Origin of the sequence: Escherichia sp. MOD1-EC7003, from assembly GCF_002965065.1 — a bacterium.
Taxonomy (GTDB): domain Bacteria; phylum Pseudomonadota; class Gammaproteobacteria; order Enterobacterales; family Enterobacteriaceae; genus Escherichia.
On sequence record NZ_PTRE01000063.1, the window covers coordinates 1 to 1,775 of the forward strand.

At 52.3% G+C, this 1,775-nt stretch carries 1 rRNA gene; it reads right to left on the reverse strand.

Going from position 1 to position 1,775, the window contains the following annotated elements:
- Window positions 1–87: 87 nt before the first annotated feature.
- Window positions 88–1,629, reverse strand: a 16S ribosomal RNA gene (locus A7090_RS12025).
- Between the last annotated feature and the right edge of the window lie 146 nt (window positions 1,630–1,775).

Consider the following 1,775-nt stretch of genomic DNA (forward strand, 5'->3'; position numbering starts at 1 on the left):
ACGTATCAGTCTGCTTCGCAAGACGCCTTGCTTTTCACTTTTCATCAGACAATCTGTGTGAGCACTGCAAAGTACGTTTCTTTAAGGTAAGGAGGTGATCCAACCGCAGGTTCCCCTACGGTTACCTTGTTACGACTTCACCCCAGTCATGAATCACAAAGTGGTAAGCGCCCTCCCGAAGGTTAAGCTACCTACTTCTTTTGCAACCCACTCCCATGGTGTGACGGGCGGTGTGTACAAGGCCCGGGAACGTATTCACCGTGGCATTCTGATCCACGATTACTAGCGATTCCGACTTCATGGAGTCGAGTTGCAGACTCCAATCCGGACTACGACGCACTTTATGAGGTCCGCTTGCTCTCGCGAGGTCGCTTCTCTTTGTATGCGCCATTGTAGCACGTGTGTAGCCCTGGTCGTAAGGGCCATGATGACTTGACGTCATCCCCACCTTCCTCCAGTTTATCACTGGCAGTCTCCTTTGAGTTCCCGACCGAATCGCTGGCAACAAAGGATAAGGGTTGCGCTCGTTGCGGGACTTAACCCAACATTTCACAACACGAGCTGACGACAGCCATGCAGCACCTGTCTCTCAGTTCCCGAAGGCACTCCCGTATCTCTACAGGATTCTGAGGATGTCAAGACCAGGTAAGGTTCTTCGCGTTGCATCGAATTAAACCACATGCTCCACCGCTTGTGCGGGCCCCCGTCAATTCATTTGAGTTTTAACCTTGCGGCCGTACTCCCCAGGCGGTCGACTTAACGCGTTAGCTCCGGAAGCCACGCCTCAAGGGCACAACCTCCAAGTCGACATCGTTTACGGCGTGGACTACCAGGGTATCTAATCCTGTTTGCTCCCCACGCTTTCGCACCTGAGCGTCAGTCTTCGTCCAGGGGGCCGCCTTCGCCACCGGTATTCCTCCAGATCTCTACGCATTTCACCGCTACACCTGGAATTCTACCCCCCTCTACGAGACTCAAGCTTGCCAGTATCAGATGCAGTTCCCAGGTTGAGCCCGGGGATTTCACATCTGACTTAACAAACCGCCTGCGTGCGCTTTACGCCCAGTAATTCCGATTAACGCTTGCACCCTCCGTATTACCGCGGCTGCTGGCACGGAGTTAGCCGGTGCTTCTTCTGCGGGTAACGTCAATGAGCAAAGCTATTAACTTTACTCCCTTCCTCCCCGCTGAAAGTACTTTACAACCCGAAGGCCTTCTTCATACACGCGGCATGGCTGCATCAGGCTTGCGCCCATTGTGCAATATTCCCCACTGCTGCCTCCCGTAGGAGTCTGGACCGTGTCTCAGTTCCAGTGTGGCTGGTCATCCTCTCAGACCAGCTAGGGATCGTCGCCTAGGTGAGCCTTTACCCCACCTACTAGCTAATCCCATCTGGGCACATCCGATGGCAAGAGGCCCTAAGGTCCCCCTCTTTGGTCTTGCGACGTTATGCGGTATTAGCTACCGTTTCCAGTAGTTATCCCCCTCCATCAGGCAGTTTCCCAGACATTACTCACCCGTCCGCCACTCGTCAGCAAAGCAGCAAGCTGCTTCCTGTTACCGTTCGACTTGCATGTGTTAGGCCTGCCGCCAGCGTTCAATCTGAGCCATGATCAAACTCTTCAATTTAAAAGTTTGATGCTCAAAGAATTAAACTTCGTAATGAATTACGTGTTCACTCTTGAGACCTGGTATTCATTTTTCGTCTTGCGACGTTAAGAATCCGTATCTTCGAGTGCCCACACAGATTGTCTGATAAATTGTTAAAGAGCAGT